The organism is Pedobacter antarcticus (genome assembly GCF_900112985.1).
In the GTDB taxonomy this organism is placed as follows: Bacteria; Bacteroidota; Bacteroidia; order Sphingobacteriales; family Sphingobacteriaceae; genus Pedobacter; species Pedobacter antarcticus.
Genome location: NZ_FONS01000006.1, coordinates 312,599 through 328,808, shown reverse-complemented (window position 1 = coordinate 328,808; position 16,210 = coordinate 312,599). Strand labels below are relative to the sequence as shown.

Here is a 16,210-nt window from a genome sequence, read left to right as displayed (position 1 = left end):
GCGTCGACGTTTGATATGAAGAAATACCTTGTGGCCTCGAATGGGGAAATCCTGTACGGTGATGGTGGAAAAAAAACCTTTAGATAGTAATTTCTCTCCATCAGGCACATTTGGAGTAGTATTAACTTCCTGCAAGTCCAAATGAAAAACGTCTTCTTCTTTCCGAACTCCCTTAAGTTCAAAAAAGTCAAGAATAAAATCTGGTAATAGTAAGCTTATTAAAGAATGGTAACCGTCCTGCATCAAGTAAGAAATCTAAAGCAACAAAGCTAAAAATATAAGAACTGATCCACAAGTTTTTGACTTGATCCTGTATTGCTTGGAACCCAATCAGGCTCAGTTGCCACTTTCTGATTCATTTGTCAAGATTTTTTTTCAATGACAAAAGCTTTCAATTCTGCAATTTTTCCATTTTCGAAGCGCCAGACGTCGCAATAATCATAGTGGTTATAGGTTCCATTTGCAGCCTTCAAGGTGATTTCACCTGTGACCGTTACATAACTACCATCCTCAATGGTTTTTTCCACGGTAAATACGGGCGGTTCCAAATAGAACTCTTTCATATACTCTCGTACTTTATCTCTACCCTCAAGGATACGTTCGCCTACAAAAACCCATTTGGTATCCTGTGTACAATAAGCTAGAAAACTTTCATAGTTTCCCTTTTTAACGAATTCGTTGGCTTTGTGTAATATCATTGCATTTTTCATTTTTGCTTGTTTTTGAATATGAATCGATTCAGTAATGCTTGAATCAGGTTTGCTTCCATATAATTTTATTGCTAAGCTCTCTCCGTTATCAATTACCTTTCCGGCAATGGAATTATCAAGATCAATGGTTCGTATTTCGTCATTCCAGTTCCTCGTCTTTTGAGGATTTATAACAGGTTGAAATGTATTTTGATCAGGAAGATAACTTATGGGTTTTGCTATGATTTCGATACCGGCTGACAGTAAGATGGATATTGTTAATGTGAGTTTTTTCACGTTATTTGTTTATTTTAATAGTTAAGCTCAATTTTGTGAATTGTTAAATTGTGCTCAGGATATCCTGATTAAGTTCTATAAACTTTCCAGGGTTTCTTCAATTATTTCGATTCCAAATTCTTTTAACCGGTTGCTGATATGATGAGTTGAGATAATAGTTTCTGGAAGATACAATCCCCCGGTTTTTTGTTCAGACTGTCCATTCAGGCCCAATATCTTTTCCGTGATTAAATATACGCCCACAGCTGTGAGATGGGAATTTCCTTTTGGGCCGGATACGATCGTGCTGAGTTTTCTTTTTTCGCCGGATAGCAGGGTGCCATAAATAGTAAAGTATAATTCATGGGAAGCTTCCAGGCCCTTACTAGTCCCAATAGATTCTCCTGTAATAAAGTCGAACCTAATATTTTTCGCACTCGTAAAAGCGGCTATACTCGGAACATCCAGCGTACTGAGTGGGTAACCTATTGCTGATGAATTATTGTGCAAATCAATAGTTCTCGGGTTTTCTTTTGCTTGTAATGATAGCCAATTTCCCCCTTTGCGAATTAGCGCCTCACCAACAAAACCACTAACTTCGTTTGCAACCAGCGGCCCTACGCTATCCTTTGGGTCATATAATCCTGCAAGTTCGATAGTTTCTATTTGACTGAATTTATCAGCTTGTTGCCTAACCATAAGGGTTAATACTCCAGCTTGCCAATGACCTGCGTATACAACAGGTGCAACAATCGTTTTGTGAAGACTCAAAAATGCTGTGGGAGAAATTTGATCCGCTAATTCGCTTACAGCAATACATGCAATGCCATTTAAGATAGCAGTTTCTCTTAATATATTACTGTGATCATCCACCGCTGAGATAATCAGATCAATTTTCTTAAATTCACTTAGATCGAAGCCTTCTTCGAGATTGATATAGGCTGTTTCTGAATGATTTAATTCCTCCGCTAAAGATATTCCATTTTGTGGATTTCTACCTCCAAGAATAAGTTCGATACTCTTATCAGCTTGTCTGATTAGTCTTGCGATGTTACTTCCAACCATTCCATAACCGCCCACGATTAAGATTCGTTTTGTCTGTGATTCCATATTAAAATTTTTAAATTATATAACCTTACTTTTTGCAATTCTTTTTAAGTGTGAAGTCGGTCACAACTTATCCGGAAATACCAAATATGATCTTACACCAAGAGCAATGTTGCTTCAGATGAGTTGTAATCCATTCCATAAAAAGCAATGCCAGTTGGTAATCAACTTTGATGATTCTTTTATTTAAGACAAAGTTAAGGTTGCATATATACTTTTGTATATAGCCCGCTAATTGTTAGGTACTATAAATAATGTAAGTATTGGGCGAAATCAAGCAATCATCGGACGAATCTCCGGAAGCTTGCTCTGAGCGATGAATCTCCGGAGCATGCACCTCGAGTATCATCGGCGGACAATGGACATTGGTAATATGTTCGTGATTATTAAGTGGTAAACTTAGATTTGGAGAAAGCGGCCTTCGTTCCATTTATAATTTCCCGGTCAATGAGATAGCTTTCTGCCAAAAATAAAGTTTATTGTTGCGCTTATCTTTAAGCATTTATCTTTCTGTAACTACTTTCCTATGATTGACTCCCCAGTCTTTTAGCGAATATATTATTGGTGTTAAGGTATCGGCGTAAGGTTCCAGGGTATACTGGATTTTGACGGGATAGTCGCCTACGACAATACGTTTTAAAAGTTTATGCTGTTCCAGGTCCTTGAGTTCTTTAGCGAGGACTTTAGGGGTTATTCCTGGAATACTTTCCTGTATATCGGTAAAACGGTCATTGCCAACACCGACTGAAATAATTATGGGGAGTTTCCATTTGCCGCTAATCACATCGAGTGCATCCCTTACCGGCTTCACGGTATTAAGGCAATCGCAATGTGTTTTTTTTTGAGCCATATTGTTCGTGTTAATAATTTCACTTTCCTTTGAGAAAGTGCTATACAAAAGAAAGTATAATAAGATAACTTTGCAATAATTATTTATCTACTAAACCAACACATATTTTAAATATAAAAAGATGAAAATAGGAATAATTGGCACAGGCGCCATTGGAGGCACAATTGCAAAAAAAATGGTAGGAGCAGGGCATGAGGTTTCGGTAACCAGTTCAGCTAAATTTGATCAAGTAGAAAAGCGTGCACATGAATTAGGAGCCTTACCTTCGACCTTAGAGGAACTCGTAAAAGAGGTGGACGTAGTCATACTTGCGGTGCCAACCATTGCCATTCCCAACCTGCCTAAAACTTTATTTGACGAAGTGCCTCAGGGAACCATCATCGTAGATACATCTAATTATTATCCGTTCCGTGATGCTGATATCGAGGAAATAAAAAATGGTAAAGTGGAAAGTATCTGGGTTTCCGAACAAATAGGCCGGCCTGTGATTAAAGCATTTAATAATCTGCTTGCAGAAACTCTTATATCTGGAGGTAAACCTCAGGGAGCAAAAGGGCGTGTAGCTATGGCAATATCGGGAGATGATATACAAGCAAAAAATATAATATCCGGACTAATTGACGAAGCAGGCTTTGACGTCGTCGACGCTGGTGACCTACAAAGTTCATGGAGGCATCAACCGGGAACTCCAGCCTATTGTACAGAATTGAATACGAAGGAACTGAAACAGGCACTCAAGGATGGAATTAGGGAAGTTGCAGCCCAAATCAGGGATTCTGTGATTAAACTATTCTCGGAACGCGCTACACCGCCGTCGCACGAAGATATAGTCGAATTTAATCGCTCTCTATTTCCTGAAAATCCGAAAGCAGGTTAAAAGGTATCTTAGCCAACGCTTAATAGTCTTAATTTCAGAAAATAGTCCCTGGGAGTAATTCCGGGAGAGTGTATAAAAGGTCTTTGATTTCTTGTTGGCGTTCAGGCGGTGCCTTTATAATGATAGTTAAATAGATACTCATAAAATTGTTTCTTTATTTAAATGCAAGTTCATAGGGTTTAGGGACAGGTATTTCTGAACGAAGTTGTTTTGCAGCTACTAAAGGGAAATAAGGGTTTCGCAATAGTTCACGGCCAATAAAAATAAGATCGGCATCTCCGTTGGTTAATATAGTTTCGGCTTGATGGGCATTGGTGATCATTCCCACTGTTCCTACAAGTAACTGATCTTTTACTTCACGTTTGATAGTGCTTGCAAATGGCAACTGATAGCCTGAACCAACTGTTATTTTAGCATTTGGGATCATTCCTCCCGAAGAGACATCGATAACATCAATTCCTTTCTTTGAGAGCTCCTTACTTAGCCAAACTGAATCGGAAATCGTCCATCCTTCTTCTGTCCAATCTGTAGCAGAAATACGAACAGCAATCGGAAGATCTGATGGCCATACTGCTTTGACTTTTTCAATAATTTCAAATAGAAACCTTGCTCTGTTTTCAATAGTTCCACCGTAGTGATCTGTTCTTTTGTTTGGAATAGGCGATAGAAATTCATTAATGAGATAACCATGTGCGCTGTGAATTTCAATCAGTTCAAAGCCAGACTTCAAAGCTCTCATTGCGGCATCTACAAAAGCTTGCTGAATTTCCTCAATATCCTTTAAGGTCATTTCACGAGGCGTTTGCATTGCTGGTGAGAATGCAATAGCAGAAGGCGCAATTAACTCCCAGCCATTTTCTTCACCTGGCATTAACGGGCGGCTTTCACCTCCAGAAGCCCAGGTACTTCCTTTTCTTCCTGCATGTGCCAGTTGAATTGCGGGAATACTACCTGTACTTTTTATAAAAGAGACGATCTTAGAAAGCATTTTAATGTGTTCGTCTTTCCATATTCCCAAATCTCCCACACCAATACGTCCATCGGCACGTACAGCTGTTGCTTCCAGCATTATTGCGCCAGCGCCTCCCATTGCTCTTGAGCCGTAATGAATCAGGTGCCAATCACCTGCAAATCCATCTTCCGCCATATACATACACATAGGCGAGGTGAAAATCCTATTTTTGAACGTAACAGATTTGACAGTCAATGGACTGAATAATTTTGACATTTTTATTTTTTTTTGAACGCGAAGTCCCGCTGAAAGCAATATATGCTCCCAGTAAGAACTTCAACATTAGGAATTTGATTACTTAGTGTAGAGATGAAAAAGTTTTGCAACTACCTTCCATTCTCCATTAATCTTAATTAAAGAATGGTAGTCTGTAAAATCTTCATTGGCAGCGTCATGTTCCATTTCAATTCGAACAATTGCTGTGGTAGGTGTTTTGTGTAAAACCGTGAGATTGGTTTTGATATTTGGTGCTGATCCGAATTTCTCGACGTAGGTATAAAGATTATCTATGCTGCCTTGTGAGAGGTCATCACCTAAATGGCCATACATAATCGCATCTTGATGGAAGGTCTTTTTTAATTGATCTACGTTTCCGGTTTTTAATCCCTGAACATAGCCTTCCATTGCTGCCAGGACATCTTCATAATCTTGAACGGTGTTGATATTTTGATTTGCGGACATGATTTTTATTTTATTACATGGTAAATTTTACTAATGATTTTCCAGTTGTTACCGTCTTTTACCAATGTAAACATATCGGCATATTTGTCGGGTCCAAACTGAGATTCGATTCTCACTATTGCTACATCACTTTCTACATCCAAAGTGGTTATTTTATAGCTCGCTTCCATTGGCTCGGCTGCAGAAAATCCGTCAAACAGTGCTTGAATAGGAACGCTTTTTAATACTCCATTTTCTGACCAGGACATGGTTGCAGTAGATGCAAATGCTGGATTTGCAATGTTGCCATCGCCTTTTCGTCCTGCTTCAATATATAATTCTATTGGCTTGAGGATGCCATCTTTTTGTTCTTGATTGTTTTGCATAACTTCTTTTTTATTATTTTGACTATAGCTATTTTGACATGAAACCAATAGGCTTCCAATTGTTAGGGCAGAAAATATCAGTGCAGTTGGAACTGATGAAAACAGTTTTTTAACTATGTTTCCACTACTTTTTTGTGATCCATCAGCGTTTAATTTTGCTGAACGGGTAAGCTCATTTTGTTTCGGATTTTTTTGCATAAATTATCTCGTTTAAATGAGAATAATACTGTCAGGTATTAGCAGATTATTCATCTCTTTTTCTTTAACAAAGATACAATGACAAGAATTTGATGTTTTTTCTAATTAGCTCAAAGATTTTGACTAATTAGTCCTATTTTGATATAAAAGGATTAGGAAGATATATTGGCTGAATATCTGGGTAAGATAACATTCAATGGTGGGGTATTTATGGATATATTATTCTGCCGGACGAATGGCTTCACTAATTGGAGTGTCCCCATCATGCATAAGAATTACCCTCCCAATTGTTGAGTCGTCTGCCAATATCGCCACAAGCGTATCTACAACATTCGCTATAGAGTTAGATCCCGGGCTGATCACATTTGTCTCTATTTTTCCAGTGCCTTGTTCCTCTTTAAGCGCCCCAGGTTGTAGTATGGTATAATCTAACTGAGTTTGAGTACTGAGATATAAGTCGGCATAATGTTTAGCAATATTATAATCTGTTAAATCACTTAGGAAAGATTCCTTCCAATGTTCCGGTTGCAATGCGAAAACAGAACTAAGCAATATATAACGCTTTGCTCCAACTCTTTCTGCGGCTTGCATAGTTTTTATTGCTCCATGTAAGTCTATTTGTAAAAGATTTTTGCCGCGGGAACCGGATACAAAATATACCGCATCTACACCATTCATGCTTTCTGTAATAGAATTTACATCATTTAGTAAATTAATATATGAATGCTCAACGTTATAAGAATTATTGATTGCTTTTGAATGCCGCGAGCCAGCGATAACCTGATGTTGAGAAGCTAACTTTTCGATTAAAAGGGAGCCAACCCGACCATTTGCTCCGATCACTAATACTTTCATAGATTTATAATTTTAATGTTTAAAGTCGAAAAACGGTAGGAGCCTTTCCGTGAAACTCTTTAAATATCCTGGAAAAGTGAGATATATTCTCAAATCCTAACATGTAACAAATCTCTGAAACAGACATCATTGTAGTTTCCAGCATATCTTTTGCCTTGTTTAGCCTTTTTTCTCTTATCCACGTTGCAGGTGCAGCATTGTATATATTTTGAAAATCTCTTTTGAAGCTGGATACACTTCTACCAGAAAGGTATGCCAATTCTGAAACTGAGACCGGGGAAGCATAATGTTGTTCTACCACATTTCGGATATCTGTCCTTATAGGCTCGTGCAACTGGAGAATCTGTAAAAACATATTCCGGTTACATTCCGCTACATCATATAGTAATTCCATGATTTTTAAACGAAGCTGGCCAGGATGAACGACGGAATGATCAAAAAAATACGGTTTAAGAGAGTGGGCAAATGCAACCAGACATTCATTCATCGGGTAAACGCCAGTTTTGATTTCACCTTCAGGTTTTGATACCTTAATATCTGAGCTTGACAGAAATGACTTTAGAAGATCATCTTTGATGCTAAACATTAAGCTGTCGTAGATATTATCATTATCTGCATTCCCGAATTTATGATATTTTACAGCAGTTGCTTTTTTTAGCAAAATCATATCGTTCTTACCGAGCTTATATTCTTGTTTTCCATAAGTGAGAACGACAGATCCTTCCAGTACGATAAGGAGTAAATGCTGTTCGAGGTACATTGTGCCTTTAACTTCCGTACTATGTATGCACTGCTCGATTACAGAACAACCATCTAACATCAAGGAGTTTTGCGGAGCATCACAACCAATCAATGAAGTTGGAACTTTAAGCATTTTTTTCATTTAATTATTTTTTGATGTAATACGGCATTATACGATCGACGCTATTTGATTAGTGGTGTTCCCAAAGCTGCAATAAGGAAAATATAATTAATCTTGAATTCAATCGTCTCAATTACAACACAAAGATATAACACATTTACATATGAGCATGTTCTTTTAAGCTCAAGTATTTTTACTAAATAGTCCATGTTGACCATTCCAAATATCAATAGGGTAGGCCTAAATTCCTTGTTTAGATCCCTGTTTTTGACACGGGAATTTGAATTACATACCTATTCCGGTACGTTACCGGTTAAGCGATTCCAAGATTTCCCTGATGGAAAAAGTCGCGCCGCATACGAATTCATCTGCTGCACCATAGTAGATGGTCAGCTCGTCACCCCTGACTATATGTCCATTAGTGAAAACGACGAATCCGAAAAAACCACTGAGCTCATAATTTTCTGTAGGGACCATGATGGGTTCGATACTCCTGGTCAGAACGATAGCCGGGTTATCCAGGTCGAGTAAAAATGCGCCGAGGCAGTAGCGGTTTTCTGCGGTTGCACCATGATAGATTTCCAGCCAGCCTTGATCGGTTTTGATGGGGGCGGCTCCGGCCCCTACCCGTCCGCTGTCCCACATTCCGGGCCGGGATTTGATAAGGCATTGATGATTGCCCCAGTGGAGGGCATCAGGTGACTCGGCAAGCCAGATGTAATTCCCGCCGATGTCCTTGCTACTGGGGCGGTGCAGGGCGTAGTATTTACCATTGATTTTTTCTTCAAAAATAGCGACATCCTTATTGTGGGGCGGCAGGATCATCCCTTTGCGTTCAAAATCTTTCCAGTTTCGGGTGGTCTGTAAACCTACGCCGACGCCGTTATCTGACACGGCGGTATAGGTGAGATAATAAAGATCTTCAAGGAAGGTAACCCTGCAGTCTTCAATGCCATAACGTTCCAGTCTGCCCTTTCCAAATATCCCAGGGAACCCTTCTTCTTCCCTGAAGTTGATGCCGTCTGTGCTGCTTAGCAGGCGCAAATGGGAGACAGTAGTTAGGTAGTCCAGCCCTTGGTAATTGAACACACGCGCATCCGTAGCGATAAGTTCAGGATCATTTAGCGGTACTTCAATGATTTCCAATTTCCCCTGGTCATTCAAAGCAGGTATAAATGCCCAGCCTTCGACCTGTTTAATACTTTCGGCCACCCTGACCAGCAGCCAGGTTTTGCCCAGGTAGGTGAATACGCCGGGATTTAGCAGGCAGATCACCTGAAGGCCATCGGCGCTGGGGCAGAGGTCTTTAGGTATCAGGAGTGGGTTTTGCGGAAATCTGCGGGCAAGGTCTTTCATGTTTGAACTGGTATCAATGTCTCCAAAGCAAACAAGATCGGTAACAAAAAGTTTCAGCTGTCAATTTGCGGAATACACCCGAAGATGATGTAGTAAATACGCTAAACTTCGGCGCTGAAAACATTATGTCAGTCACTCTGTTATTGGCATCACATTAACCTTTTAAAACACTTGTTATGAAATCAATGTCCCCCTGGGCAGTCCTGGCAAGTAATGATCTTGCGGTGGTGGAGGAGCCCCTGTATTCAAATGAAACCAAAAACTATACTTTTCAGGTATTTCAGACCTCAGATTCCATTTTAGTGGAGGCCCGGATGCCTAATGGCGCGATTAGTTTGTTTAGATGTGCTTACAGTCCAGGTGGGTTCGATGTCGCAGAAAAACAAGTGAATACCACGGGGATCACCTTGGCCCTAGAGGGTGTCTACGGCAAACAAACTGTTGACATCATTATTGACACGGATGAAGATATTCCGGTTCTTCGTTATACCACTACACTGGAACCTACGACAACGCTGGATATTCCATACTGGCCCAGGGATATCCTTTTCACAGACAAAAGTAGAAAGCCGGAAAATTCTGCCGGTAAAATTCACGCTAGTCAGTGGGGTACCCGCTCCGGATTCCTCTATTTATCCCAGACGCGTCCAAAATCAGGAGCAATATTATACCTGCAAAACCTGACGGCTATATCGGCCTATTGTGATCAAACCGAAACTTCCCTGGGAGATACCGTGGGTGGAGAATGGCCAGAGCTGGGGTTTTCTCTGCCACCATCCAAAAAGCCATTAAACGCAGGAAAAAAAGTTACTATTTCTGATGCTTTTATTGCTTTCAAAGCCCAGGCAGCTGAAAGTGAGGCCGAGGTTATGGAAACTTACCTGACCCTGCTCAGCCGCATTTACCTTCTCATGCCCAGACCCGATACCCGATATCATTCATGGCCTGAAGTCCTTGAAAATGGGTTGAAGGATCTGATTGAAAGTCCCGGCTGCTGGTCGCAGGTGGCCGGACACAAATATTTTAACGCCTACGTCAGTGATTATGAAACCCCGCCGGAAATTATGGTGCAGCTGGCCGTTCTGCTTCCGCTATTGGATTACGTGGAGTGGGGTGGTAAAGAGCTGGAAGTCATGAAAGTTATCAAAGAAGGATCACCGGCATTTTACAATGATCAGCTCGGTACCATTATGCGCTGGCTTCCGGCGGCGGAAGATAAACTCAAAGGGGAAGAGGAACAGAAGGTACCGCTGGTCATGGACTCCTGGTACCTGCATCACCCGTTATTAAACCTGTCGCGGCTGGCGCTGAAAGGTGACAAAGTAGCCAAAACGCTCTTTTTGGATTCGTTGAAGTTCGCCATTAAAGTTGCGCGTCATTTTAAGTATAAATGGCCTGTATTCTATAAAATGGATACCCTTGAAGTAATTAAAGCAGAAACGGCGGAGGGTAAGGGCGGAGAAAAGGATGTGGCTGGTTTGTATGCCCATGTCATGCTCCAGGCTTTTGAGCTGACTAAAGAGAAAAAATATCTGGCCGAAGCAGAGAAAGCAGCCAGGACCCTGGAAGGATATGGCTTTGAGATATTTTACCAGGCCAACAATACAGCATTTTCAGCAGGTGCGCTGTTGCGGTTATTTAAAATCACAGGTAAAAATCTGTACCTCGAGCTGAGTTATATGTGCCTGGCCAGCATTTTTCGCAATACCCAGTTGTGGGATTGTAACTATGGACATGGTAAGAATTTCCCGAAATTTTTTGCCCTCTACCCGTTAAACGATGCGCCTTATACTGCTGCCTATGAAGAGCAAGAGGTATTCTGCGCGCTGCATGACTATTTAAACCATGCAGAGGGTGTAGAGATTTTGCCATCGGTCAAATTGCTGGTTGCAGAGTTTATCCGCTATACGGTTGACCGCGCAATATATTATTATCCTCCTATGCTTCCGACAGAAATGTTAGAGGAGCAGACCAAGACCGGTGAAGTTGACCCGAAATTATGGATTGCACTGGAAGATTTGCAGGATGGCTGGTTGAAGTCAGGCACTGTTGGGCAGGAAGTTTATGGTGCTGGAAATGCTTTCGGAATCCTGCCCCGCCACTACCTGCAGATTCCCGGTGAGGCCTTTATGGTATATGTTGACTACCCGACCGCAGATTTTACTGCTGTAAGGGGTAAAAATATTTCTTTCCAGGTGCTGGGTGACGCAAGACTGGAATGCCGGATGATGTTGGTAAAGACCGAAAACCTAAAAATCCCAGCGGTTGAGGTAAGGGTCAAAGGGCAGAAGAAGCATGTTGAAGGAAAACCTGTAAAAGGGGGGAACCTGGAGTTCTGCATTCCGGGAGACTGCCAGGTTTCGATAAAGATATTTGAGCAATCCACGATAAAACATAACAATCATTAACATAAAAACTAGAAAAATGGCAACAACTAAAACAACGGCTAAAAAAACAGCCACAGGAGCGGCGGCTGCAGCGAAAAGTACAAACGTAAGCTCCAACAAAGACGCTAAACCCGCAAAAATTGAGAATTCTGAGTTCCACGAATTTTTTGTAGATGAGCTGAAGGACATTTACTGGGCAGAAAAACATCTGTCCAAAGCGCTTCCAAAAATGAAAAAAGCGGCGACCAGCGAGGCCTTGGCAGCAGCTTTCGAAAAGCACACGGAGGAAACTAAAACCCATATCGCGACATTGGAACAGGTTTTTGAATTGTTGGACGAAAAAGCCCAGGCAAAAAAATGCGACGCTATGGAAGGCTTGATCGCTGAAGGGGAAGGCATTATTGAAGACACAGATGCTGGCACGATGATCCGTGATGCGGGATTGATTCTTGCGGCCCAAAAAGTCGAGCATTATGAAATAGCAACGTATGGTACCCTGGTTGTATTCGCACAGAATATGGGGCGTACTGATGTTGCTGAACTTTTGCAGCAGACCCTCAATAATGAAAAAGCCACAGATGTTGCGCTTACAGAAATAGCGGTTAGTGCTATTAATGAACAGGCGGCAGCTGAATAATGCAATAGGCCTGAACATATGTTCAGGCCTAACAATTTTTTATCAGGTATTATGAATAGCATTAAGGAAAAACATTCTTTTTTTTACCGCAACGGACTGACGATTGTGTTTATGGGTTTATTTGTACTGACGCTCTTCGCCCAGGCACTGACGGGTTGGAAGCAGCATAATGCTGACCTGAAAGACGACCATGCCCGCGAGATCGGCTTAGGCACTTACCTGCGAAGCGGACATTTTATTTCGGCAACGTTTGAGAACTTCGAAAGTGAATTCCTGCAAATGTCGCTTTATGTTTTACTTACCATTTCTCTTCGGCAAATTGGTTCGGCTGAATCTAAAAAGCTAAATGAGCCGGAGGAAGTAGACCGGGAACCTGTGCCAGGTAATGATGCGCCCTGGCCTGTTAGAAAAGGAGGCTGGATACTGAAGATTTACGAAAATTCGCTTTCAATCTCTTTTGGTTTGCTATTTTTTATCAGCTGGGCACTGCATCTTTACGGAAGCTGGCAGAACCATAATGTAGAGCAACTTGCGAGAAACCTGCCTGAAGATACAGTGTACGCTTATTTAGGGCAGCCGGAATTCTGGTTTGAAACTTTTCAAAATTGGCAAAGCGAGTTTCTATCTGTAGCATCTATTGTTTTTTTGACCATTTATCTCCGCCAAAAGGGTTCCCCCGAATCTAAGCCGGTAGATGCTCCACACCTGGAGACCGGCAAATAGCATTAAATGCAGCGCAGCACATGTTTCAATGAGCAGAAATTTAGTGTCCACCTGCGTAAAGCTGCGAGATGTTTGCTGATGGTAACGATAATTATTTTAAGGTCGTAATCATTCCCTGTGCATTCTTATTGCCCGCATCTGCCGCCAGCGCTTTTTCATACCAAGTTTTTGCCTGTACATTATCTCCCTTTTTTAAATAACATTCGGCAGTGAGTTCATAGGCGTAGGAAAGATCGTTTTTTTTAGCACATAGTGGCACGGCGAGGCTATACAAGCGGATTGCGTCATCGAAGCGATTCCTTCGCTGCAGATATTTTCCAGTGCTGATCAAGTCGCCAGCTTCGAATCCGAAGTCATATTTATCCTGTCCTTCCGCTTTGATTTGGCGGTAAAATGACAGACCTTGTTCTATGTCTTTCAAGATCTTATCTCTGATATCCAGGTAAACAGATTTTTTAGGAATATTAAAAGGCTGATCTTGTAAGATGGCAAGTATAGCTCCTTTAATGGCATCCACTTTGAAGTTTTGGTTGTTGGTTTCCATGACCATCGAAATTTTACTGACATGATCGGTATAGATCAGCGCTTCGTAATTGCTATTGGAACCCTGGTGGCGATGCCATTGAAGTTTTCCGTCTTTAAAACCTGTAGTACCGAGGCTGCTTTCGCCACCTGGAAAGTTAACAGCTAACTGATCAGACGATTCTTTATTAATTATTTTAAATGCTTCCAGCTGCGTAATAAATTTATAGAGATCGGCAGGAGTAAGTCTGGGAAAGCCAGTAGTTAGCTGAATATATGGTGTGGAATGGAAATCATTATCGAAGGCTTTGGCTAGGTCCGGCCTATTCAGATTGGCATCCATAATACTTTGCTGCATACCGCAGGGTTTAAATATATATTTATCTACAAAATCTGCATAAGATAATCCTGAAGCCTTTTCAATTATTCGCTTTTGCAAATAAACATTTGCATGCGCATAAATATAGGCTGAACCAGGTTCGAATTTCAACTTCTTCAGGTTTTTAAGCGAATCTAAAAGTTCATTATCTGTCTCATCTGACTGCGCCTTAAAATTTGGTAGGCCGCTGGTATAATTGAGCAAGTGTTTGAGTTGTACTTTATCTGCCCAATTTGGCAGATCCGGGAGGTATTTGGATACAGGGTCATCCAGTTTAACTTTACCCCGTTCTTTCAACAGCATGATGCTAACTCCATTAAACTCTTTGGAAATGGACCCTACGTCGAACAGCATAGCCGTATTAAGTGGTTGGGTTTTATCCGCGTTGGCATAACCCCAGGCTTTGTGATAAATAATCCTGCCTTGTTTGGCAACCAATAAAGTGCCATTAAAAACTCCTCGATCCGATGCGGTCTTCATCAAAGAATCTATATGTTTGAGCTGTAAGGGAGTTTGAGCGTACATGCTCAACGAAATCAACATTAAAGAAGCTTGCGATAGATAATTTCTAAATTTCATAAGGATTAAGCAGAGATTATTAAATATAATTACAAGACAACTTTGATTTTAATTAGTTGCAGCGATAAAGAAATTAAGATTGAAATACACCCTCTCCTTACGATCAACTTTTAGGCTTTTTACGATCACCTTCTTTTCCATACAAATGAGCAAGTAGTTTCCCCAGGGGGGATGATCTTAGTTCAACCCCCGATACTCATTTGGTGTCAATCCCGTTTTCTGTTTAAATAATCGCGTAAAATGCTGCTGGTATTTAAATCCCAGGTCACTGGCAATTTCATTTAACGTTTTTGAGCGGTCAAAAATGTAAGTTTTTGCCTGGTCTATCATTTTGGACTGAATATAATCTAATGCTGTATTTCCAGTTTCCTTCTTAATCAGGTCGCCAAAATAGTTAGGGGAGAGGTGCAGTTGGTCGGCACAATAGGCCACACTTGGGAGGCCCAGTTGTGAAGCTTTACCAGTGCGGAAATAATCTATTAACAGGTTTTCGAAGCGTACAAGGATATCCTTGTTTGCATGGCTGCGGGTTATAAACTGGCGATCGTAGAACCGCATACAATAGTTCAGGAATAGTTCGATATTGGAAACGATAAGCGTCTTACTATGCTTATCAATATTTTGCTCTATTTCTGCCGAAATCTTTTCCAGGGATTCTATTATAGTCTTCTTCTCCTTTTTTGAAAGGTGAAGAGCCTCATTAACTTCATATGAAAAGAAAGAGTAATCTTTGATGGTCTTTCCAAGATGCGTGCCCTTTAGAAGATCTGGATGAAATACCAGCCCGTACCCGGAAGGTATTACTGCTTGGCCATTGCTGTCTATTCCGTAAACCTGTCCAGGTGAAACAAATACCATAGTTCCATCCTCGTAATCATAATTCTGGCAGCCATAGGTCATGTTTCCACATTTTATATTCTTGAAAAATATGGCGTAGATATCCATATAATGCTTGTAGTGGATAATGGTAGGACATTCATTGAAATTAACTACGCTTACCAAGGGGTGCAGCGTGTCTATCCCAACATAATCATTATACTGACGGACAGTGTCCAGTCTTCTCACTTCTTCCATGGCCTTTAGTTATAATTCAAAATTAATAAAAATGGGCCTGTATTATTTATTCTGATTAAGAATCAGTAAAAGTGGTAAACAATACAGTGTTTTGTATAAGCCTCAAACAAAGCCCTCTACCGATATTTGCAATATGGATTCCTTAGTTTGGAATTCTTGCATGACATACGACATTAAATAAACTAAAATGACAAAAGCAATTGAACAGATAGGTGTTTTTGAAAGGTTAAGATCAGGTGAACCCATTCGGTTAAGCGATCCTGAATACTACAAAATAAATGAAGTAGTTGGAAGAACGATTAAACTATCACAGCTGTTAAATACCGCAACCGATGTCAATTCTATTCGTGATTGTCTTAGCGAAATAATTGGTGTCAGAATTGACGATAGCACAACTATTTTTGCCCCATTTTATACCAATTTCGGAAAATTCATCAGTATCGGTAAGAATGTCTTCATTAACCATGCCTGCTCATTTTTAGATATGGGCGGCATAACAATAGAAGATGACGTATTAATCGGTCCAAAGGTTAACCTGATAACTGAGAACCATCCTTTAGATCCAGGCGATAGAAAAGCTTTGCTTACAAAGCCCATTATTATTAAAAGAAATGCGTGGATTGGTGCAGGAGCAACTATACTTCCGGGAGTAACCATTGGAGAAAACTCAGTAGTGGCGGCAGGTGCCGTAGTCTCCAGGGATGTTCCGCCTAATATAGTTGTAGGGGGAGTGCCAGCAAAAATTATCAGATCAATACCCCATTCGAAAAGCTAGAAACCT

The 16,210-nt window shown here is 40.7% G+C and carries 16 protein-coding genes and 1 pseudogene; 5 read left to right on the top strand and 12 right to left on the bottom strand.

The genetic code is table 11. The annotated features are described in order from the left end of the window. The 4 genes from BM192_RS21060 to BM192_RS14475 all read right to left on the bottom strand — a co-directional run. Positions 1 to 243: ISAon1 family transposase N-terminal region protein (locus BM192_RS21060; protein ID WP_455430249.1), on the bottom strand; the 243-nt coding region annotated here is incomplete at its 3' end. A gap of 119 nt (positions 244 to 362) precedes the next feature. Then, positions 363 to 986, bottom strand: a complete 624-nt coding sequence (locus BM192_RS21150) for a nuclear transport factor 2 family protein (protein ID WP_234797564.1) — start codon at positions 984 to 986, stop codon at positions 363 to 365. Positions 987 to 1,061: 75 nt separating this feature from the next. After that, entirely contained in the window at positions 1,062 to 2,075 is a 1,014-nt protein-coding gene (locus BM192_RS14480) for a Rossmann-fold NAD(P)-binding domain-containing protein (RefSeq protein ID WP_037438573.1), read from the bottom strand. Positions 2,076 to 2,574: 499 nt separating this feature from the next. Beyond that, positions 2,575 to 2,922, bottom strand: a complete 348-nt coding sequence (locus BM192_RS14475) for a winged helix-turn-helix transcriptional regulator (protein WP_037438576.1) — start codon at positions 2,920 to 2,922, stop codon at positions 2,575 to 2,577. A gap of 115 nt (positions 2,923 to 3,037) precedes the next feature. Between BM192_RS14475 and BM192_RS14470 the strand changes: the two are divergent. Then, positions 3,038 to 3,799: pseudogene (locus tag BM192_RS14470) on the top strand (NADPH-dependent F420 reductase); the annotation flags it as partial. Between the two features lie 154 nt (positions 3,800 to 3,953). On the opposite strand, the gene BM192_RS14465 reads toward BM192_RS14470, so the two are convergent. The 6 genes from BM192_RS14465 to BM192_RS14440 all read right to left on the bottom strand — a co-directional run bounded on the left by BM192_RS14465 (position 3,954) and on the right by BM192_RS14440 (position 9,128). Further along, positions 3,954 to 5,027, bottom strand: a complete 1,074-nt coding sequence (locus BM192_RS14465; protein ID WP_037438580.1) for an NADH:flavin oxidoreductase/NADH oxidase — start codon at positions 5,025 to 5,027, stop codon at positions 3,954 to 3,956. A 78-nt stretch (positions 5,028 to 5,105) separates the two neighbouring features. Then, the gene (locus tag BM192_RS14460; RefSeq protein ID WP_037438586.1) at positions 5,106 to 5,492 is read right to left on the bottom strand and encodes a nuclear transport factor 2 family protein; all 387 of its coding nucleotides are present in this window, start codon (positions 5,490 to 5,492) and stop codon (positions 5,106 to 5,108) included. 5 nt (positions 5,493 to 5,497) lie between these two features. After that, on the bottom strand, positions 5,498 to 6,055 hold the full coding sequence (locus tag BM192_RS14455; RefSeq protein ID WP_037438588.1) for a nuclear transport factor 2 family protein: 558 nt from the start codon (positions 6,053 to 6,055) through the stop codon (positions 5,498 to 5,500). Positions 6,056 to 6,274: 219 nt separating this feature from the next. Continuing rightward, positions 6,275 to 6,910 carry an NAD(P)H-binding protein gene (locus tag BM192_RS14450; protein WP_037438590.1) on the bottom strand — a complete coding sequence of 212 codons (636 nt, stop codon included), beginning with the start codon at positions 6,908 to 6,910 and terminating at the stop codon, positions 6,275 to 6,277. A 19-nt stretch (positions 6,911 to 6,929) separates the two neighbouring features. Next, positions 6,930 to 7,793, bottom strand: a complete 864-nt coding sequence (locus BM192_RS14445; protein ID WP_037438591.1) for an AraC family transcriptional regulator — start codon at positions 7,791 to 7,793, stop codon at positions 6,930 to 6,932. A gap of 285 nt (positions 7,794 to 8,078) precedes the next feature. After that, positions 8,079 to 9,128 carry a glycoside hydrolase family 130 protein gene (locus BM192_RS14440; RefSeq protein WP_037438593.1) on the bottom strand — a complete coding sequence of 350 codons (1,050 nt, stop codon included), beginning with the start codon at positions 9,126 to 9,128 and terminating at the stop codon, positions 8,079 to 8,081. A 176-nt stretch (positions 9,129 to 9,304) separates the two neighbouring features. Here BM192_RS14440 and BM192_RS14435 point away from each other — a divergent pair, with 176 nt between their 5' ends. From BM192_RS14435 to BM192_RS14425, 3 genes are read left to right on the top strand one after another with little or no spacing between them, the layout of a single operon-like run. Continuing rightward, positions 9,305 to 11,536: a hypothetical protein gene (locus BM192_RS14435; protein WP_051759633.1), complete on the top strand. Its 2,232-nt coding sequence runs from the start codon at positions 9,305 to 9,307 to the stop codon at positions 11,534 to 11,536. Positions 11,537 to 11,552: 16 nt separating this feature from the next. Then, complete coding sequence (locus BM192_RS14430) at positions 11,553 to 12,152, top strand: YciE/YciF ferroxidase family protein (RefSeq protein WP_037438595.1); 600 nt, start codon at positions 11,553 to 11,555, stop codon at positions 12,150 to 12,152. 51 nt (positions 12,153 to 12,203) lie between these two features. Then, positions 12,204 to 12,875 (top strand): DUF6766 family protein, encoded by a 672-nt coding sequence (locus BM192_RS14425; RefSeq protein ID WP_051759635.1) that lies wholly within the window; start codon positions 12,204 to 12,206, stop codon positions 12,873 to 12,875. 91 nt (positions 12,876 to 12,966) lie between these two features. Here BM192_RS14425 and BM192_RS14420 read toward each other — a convergent pair whose 3' ends face one another. Both BM192_RS14420 and BM192_RS14415 read right to left on the bottom strand, forming a co-directional pair. Next, on the bottom strand, positions 12,967 to 14,355 hold the full coding sequence (locus tag BM192_RS14420; protein WP_081857466.1) for a serine hydrolase domain-containing protein: 1,389 nt from the start codon (positions 14,353 to 14,355) through the stop codon (positions 12,967 to 12,969). A 177-nt stretch (positions 14,356 to 14,532) separates the two neighbouring features. Then, entirely contained in the window at positions 14,533 to 15,429 is an 897-nt protein-coding gene (locus BM192_RS14415; RefSeq protein WP_037438599.1) for a helix-turn-helix domain-containing protein, read from the bottom strand. Positions 15,430 to 15,616: 187 nt separating this feature from the next. Here BM192_RS14415 and BM192_RS14410 point away from each other — a divergent pair, with 187 nt between their 5' ends. Then, on the top strand, positions 15,617 to 16,204 hold the full coding sequence (locus BM192_RS14410; protein WP_037438601.1) for a sugar O-acetyltransferase: 588 nt from the start codon (positions 15,617 to 15,619) through the stop codon (positions 16,202 to 16,204). Positions 16,205 to 16,210 lie beyond the last annotated feature (6 nt).

What these genes read in the sequence shown, in the direction of transcription:
- BM192_RS14480 (WP_037438573.1), bottom strand. Translation starts at nt 2,075, where the DNA reads ATGGAATCACAGACAAAACGAATCTTAATCGTGGGCGGTTATGGAATG.
- BM192_RS14475 (WP_037438576.1), bottom strand. Translation starts at nt 2,922, where the DNA reads ATGGCTCAAAAAAAAACACATTGCGATTGCCTTAATACCGTGAAGCCG.
- BM192_RS14465 (WP_037438580.1), bottom strand. Translation starts at nt 5,027, where the DNA reads ATGTCAAAATTATTCAGTCCATTGACTGTCAAATCTGTTACGTTCAAA.
- BM192_RS14460 (WP_037438586.1), bottom strand. Translation starts at nt 5,492, where the DNA reads ATGTCCGCAAATCAAAATATCAACACCGTTCAAGATTATGAAGATGTC.
- BM192_RS14455 (WP_037438588.1), bottom strand. Translation starts at nt 6,055, where the DNA reads ATGCAAAAAAATCCGAAACAAAATGAGCTTACCCGTTCAGCAAAATTA.
- BM192_RS14450 (WP_037438590.1), bottom strand. Translation starts at nt 6,910, where the DNA reads ATGAAAGTATTAGTGATCGGAGCAAATGGTCGGGTTGGCTCCCTTTTA.
- BM192_RS14445 (WP_037438591.1), bottom strand. Translation starts at nt 7,793, where the DNA reads ATGAAAAAAATGCTTAAAGTTCCAACTTCATTGATTGGTTGTGATGCT.
- BM192_RS14440 (WP_037438593.1), bottom strand. Translation starts at nt 9,128, where the DNA reads ATGAAAGACCTTGCCCGCAGATTTCCGCAAAACCCACTCCTGATACCT.
- BM192_RS14435 (WP_051759633.1), top strand. Translation starts at nt 9,305, where the DNA reads ATGAAATCAATGTCCCCCTGGGCAGTCCTGGCAAGTAATGATCTTGCG.
- BM192_RS14430 (WP_037438595.1), top strand. Translation starts at nt 11,553, where the DNA reads ATGGCAACAACTAAAACAACGGCTAAAAAAACAGCCACAGGAGCGGCG.
- BM192_RS14425 (WP_051759635.1), top strand. Translation starts at nt 12,204, where the DNA reads ATGAATAGCATTAAGGAAAAACATTCTTTTTTTTACCGCAACGGACTG.
- BM192_RS14420 (WP_081857466.1), bottom strand. Translation starts at nt 14,355, where the DNA reads ATGAAATTTAGAAATTATCTATCGCAAGCTTCTTTAATGTTGATTTCG.
- BM192_RS14415 (WP_037438599.1), bottom strand. Translation starts at nt 15,429, where the DNA reads ATGGAAGAAGTGAGAAGACTGGACACTGTCCGTCAGTATAATGATTAT.
- BM192_RS14410 (WP_037438601.1), top strand. Translation starts at nt 15,617, where the DNA reads ATGACAAAAGCAATTGAACAGATAGGTGTTTTTGAAAGGTTAAGATCA.